Origin of the sequence: Streptomyces silaceus (genome assembly GCF_001419745.1) — a bacterium.
Lineage (GTDB): Bacteria > Actinomycetota > Actinomycetes > Streptomycetales > Streptomycetaceae > Streptomyces > Streptomyces silaceus.
On record NZ_LIRJ01000414.1, the window covers coordinates 1 to 3770 of the forward strand.

Genomic DNA, 3770 nt, shown 5'->3' on the forward strand with positions numbered 1-3770 from the left:
CTCACCACGTACGGAGGGCCCGCCCCCGAGTCTCGCACTCGGGGGCGGGCCCTCCGGCGTGCCGGGCCCCGGCCAGCGCCTACCATGAGGCGGAACGAACCGTCCGCATCAGGAGCATGAGTTGTACTTCACCGACCGTGGCATCGAGGAGCTGGAGAAGCGGCGCGGCGAGGAGGAGGTCACCTTCGAGTGGCTCGCCGAGCAGCTCCGCACCTTCGTGGACCTGAACCCCGACTTCGAGGTCCCGGTCGAGCGCCTGGCGACCTGGCTGGCGCGGCTGGACGACGAGGACGAGGACGAGTAGTCCCGGGCGCGCGGCGGGCCTCGCGGTGACGTGGAGCGGGGTGCGCGGCGGGGCGGGCCCGCGCCGCTGACGAGGGCTCCTCGACGCGGCACGCGCGACGCGTCAGTCGCGCGCCCGCATCCGGTCGTACGCGAGACCCAGCGCGCCCTGCGCCAGCAGCAGCGCGGCGGCCGCGGCCCAGCCGCCGCTGCGCCGCCGTACCGCCCAGACCGCGAGCGGCAGCCCGGCCGCCACCTGCGCCGCGGCCAGCGCCCGCGCCTTCGGTCCGCGCACCCAGGGGCCGAGCGGGCCCTTCTCGACGGCGCCGAACTCCGCCCGCACCGCGTCACGCCAGCCGGACCACTCGATCTGGCGCACGCAGCCCTGGACACGGGCCACCTCGCGCAGCCGGTCGGCCGGCTCGCCGGGGGCGAGGCCGGGCGGCAGGGTGAGCCCCGTGCGGGTGAGGACGGCGAGGAGGCCCCGCATCCTGGCGCGCGCGTCCGCCTCCGTGTCGGGCCGCGCGAGCGCCTCCAGTGACTGCATGTCCAGGACGGGATCGAGGCCGAGGCGCGCCGCGAACGTCCGCATCGCCTCGTCCTCCCCGACGGGTGTGCCGTTCGCCAGCCATACGTAGCCGACGGTGCGGCGGAAGCCCGCCGCGAGGGTGTAGCCGGACCGGTCGGCGTCCCACCACAGGGCGAGCACGGGCCAGCCGGAGCCGACGGCGAGCGCGGTCGCCCAGCCGGTGAGGACCCGGTCGACCGGCTCCTCGCCGTGCAGCCAGGGCTTGCCCTCGGGCACCAGCACGCTCCAGCCGCGGCCGGCCTCCACGAGCAGCATCCGCTCGCGGAGCAGCTGGGCCACGGGCTCGACGAAGGCGGGCTCGGCCCGGCAGAGCAGGAGCGCGCCGGCGGATCCGGCGGGCCCGGAAGGTCCTGGGGACCCGGTGGGCCCAGCGGCCCCGGCGGGCTCGGAAGCATCGGACGACATGATCCCAACGCTAGGACAAAACGCACTTTTCGGCGCAGAGAGCGTGGCGTACGGCGCCCGGGGACAGTCGGGCGACAGCTCGTACGAGGGGTTCGTCCCGCAATTGCCTTGACTTCCGCGAGGCGCGATATATCGTGAATATCAGAGACGCGATATGGCGCGTCGCGTCCCGCAGGCCAAGGAGGTCAGCTCATGCCAGAGTGGTCCGTCACCGAGCCCCGGAAGCTCACCTTCGAGGCCCCTGTCAGCACACTCAACGTCCGCGTCGTCAACGGCACGGTGAACGTGGTGGGTACGGACGAGAGTTCCGCCCGCCTGGAAGTCTCCGAGATCGAGGGTCCTCCCCTGGTCGTCACCCAGGAGGGCGGCACCCTCACCGTCGCCTATGACGACCTGCCCTGGAAGGGCTTCCTCAAGTGGTTCGACCGCAAGGGCTGGCGCCGCAGCGCGGTGGTCTCCCTGGCGGTTCCCGCGGGGACGCATGTCGAGGTCGGCGTGGTCGGCGCCGGCGCCGTGGTCTCCGGCATGGAGGAGCGCGTGGACGTGCGGGGCGTCTCCGGCGACACGACGCTGCTCGGCATAGCGGGCCCGGTCCGCGCGGACACGGTGTCCGGGAACGTGGAGGCGCAGGGCGTCACCGGCACCCTGAGGTTCAATTCGGTCTCCGGCAGCCTCACGGTCGTCGAGGCCGCGGGCTCCTCGGTCCGCGCCGAGTCCGTGAGCGGCTCGATGATCGTGGACCTCGACCCGGCGGGCCGCCCCACCGATGTGGCCCTGACGAGCGTCTCGGGCGAGATCGCGATCCGGCTGCCGCACCCGGCGGACGCGGAGGTCGAGGTGGACACCGCGAGCGGCGCGGTGTCCAACGCCTTCGAGGACCTGCGGGTGGGCGGCCAGTGGGGCGCCAAGCGGATCACGGGCAGGCTGGGCTCGGGCGCCGGCCGGCTCAAGGCCACGACGGTCTCCGGATCCATCGCGCTGCTGCGCAGGCCCCCGACGGAGGAGGATCCCGAGGACGACGTCTCCCTGGACGTCGACCCGAGGGACAGTGATCCGGCGGACGGCGTCCCGAAGAACAGCGACGCGCCGGCCGCGACCACGCCCGCCGACGCCACCCCGGACGACGCCCCCGCGCCGGCCGACGGCCCGACCGACGGCCCGACCGACAAGAAGGTGCTCTGAGATGCCCCCCGTGTTCGCCCACGGCCGCCTGCGCCTGTATCTGCTCAAGCTGCTCGACGAAGCCCCGCGCCACGGCTACGAGGTGATCCGACTCCTCGAAGAACGCTTCCAGGGGCTGTACGCGCCCTCCGCCGGCACCGTCTACCCCCGCCTCGCCAAGCTGGAGGCCGAGGGCCTGGTCACCCACACCACCGAGGGCGGCCGGAAGGTCTACGCGATCACGGACGCCGGCCGCGCCGAGCTGGCCGACCGCAGCGGCGAGCTGGCCGACCTGGAGCTGGAGATCCGCGAGTCGGTCGCCGAGCTCGCGGCCGAGATCCGGGACGGCGTGCAGGGCGCGGCGGGCGAGCTGCGCCGCGAGATGCGGGCAGCGGCCAGGGAGGCGCGCTCCTCGGGCGGCTCGGGCGGCTCGGGCACGGGCAAGGGCTTCCCCGACCCCGCCGACTTCTTCGAGGGCACCTGGGGGGACAAGGAGAGCTGGCGCCAGGCGAAGGAGGAGTTCAAGCGGGCCAAGCAGGAGTGGAAGGAGCAGGCGCGGCGGGCGAAGGACGAGAGCCGCCGGGCCCGCGAGGAGGCCCAGCGGGCCCGCCGCCAGGCCAAGGACGCCCAGGAGCAGGCGCGGGCGCAGGCGCAGGAGGAGGTCCAGCGCATCGCGCGGCGCGTGCAGGAGCAGGTCCAGGACCACTTCTCGCGCGGCGACTGGCCGACGGGCGTGCGCGAGGGCCTGACCGAACTGGCCAAGGAGTTCGGGGAGTTCGGCAGGGACTTCGGGAAGGGCTACGGCGCCCGGACCGACGCGGACAGCAAGGCCGGGCCGGACGCGGGGGCGGCGAAGGGCACGACCACCACGAGGCCGGCCGACACGACGGCGGAGACGGCGGCGGGCACGACGGACGGCGCAGGCCCCAAGTTCAGCGCCGCCCCTGAGGACCTCCCCGTGGAGTACGCACCCGACTGGGCCCGCGAGGACTCGACGGGTGACCCCGCGCGCGACCTGGACCGCCTGCTGGACCGCTTCCGGGACGACATCCGCGACGCGGCCCGCGACCACGGGGTGTCGGAGGACCAACTGCGCGACGCCCGGCGCCACTTGTCCCAGGCCGCGGCACACATCGGCGCCGCCCTGCGCGCGCCCCGGGCCTGACGCCCGCACGACGGTGCGGTGACCGCACCCCTCCCCTCCCCCTCCCCTGGACGGAGTGGGCGGGAGGGAGAGGCACGCTCACCGCACGGGACGACTTCAGGAGGACGGCCCGGACGCCCCGGACGCCCCGGACAGTTGGACGCCCCGGACGGTCGGACGCTCAGGCGG

Annotated in this window: 4 protein-coding genes; 3 read left to right on the top strand and 1 reads right to left on the bottom strand. The window is 74.7% G+C overall.

The window, feature by feature from the left end; all coding sequences use genetic code 11:
• Positions 1 to 121 precede the first annotated feature (121 nt).
• Entirely contained in the window at positions 122 to 304 is a 183-nt protein-coding gene (locus AOK22_RS31915; protein WP_003961784.1) for a DUF6104 family protein, read from the top strand.
• Positions 305 to 406: 102 nt separating this feature from the next.
• On the opposite strand, the gene AOK22_RS31920 is transcribed toward AOK22_RS31915, so the two are convergent.
• Positions 407 to 1276 (bottom strand): hypothetical protein, encoded by an 870-nt coding sequence (locus tag AOK22_RS31920; protein ID WP_244165188.1) that lies wholly within the window; start codon positions 1274 to 1276, stop codon positions 407 to 409.
• A gap of 192 nt (positions 1277 to 1468) precedes the next feature.
• Between AOK22_RS31920 and AOK22_RS31925 the strand changes: the two genes are divergently transcribed.
• Together AOK22_RS31925 and AOK22_RS31930 are read left to right on the top strand one after the other, a co-directional pair.
• On the top strand, positions 1469 to 2458 hold the full coding sequence (locus tag AOK22_RS31925) for a DUF4097 family beta strand repeat-containing protein (protein WP_055702203.1): 990 nt from the start codon (positions 1469 to 1471) through the stop codon (positions 2456 to 2458).
• A 1-nt stretch (position 2459) separates the two neighbouring features.
• Positions 2460 to 3602 (top strand): PadR family transcriptional regulator, encoded by a 1143-nt coding sequence (locus AOK22_RS31930; protein WP_055702204.1) that lies wholly within the window; start codon positions 2460 to 2462, stop codon positions 3600 to 3602.
• Positions 3603 to 3770: the final 168 nt, after the last annotated feature.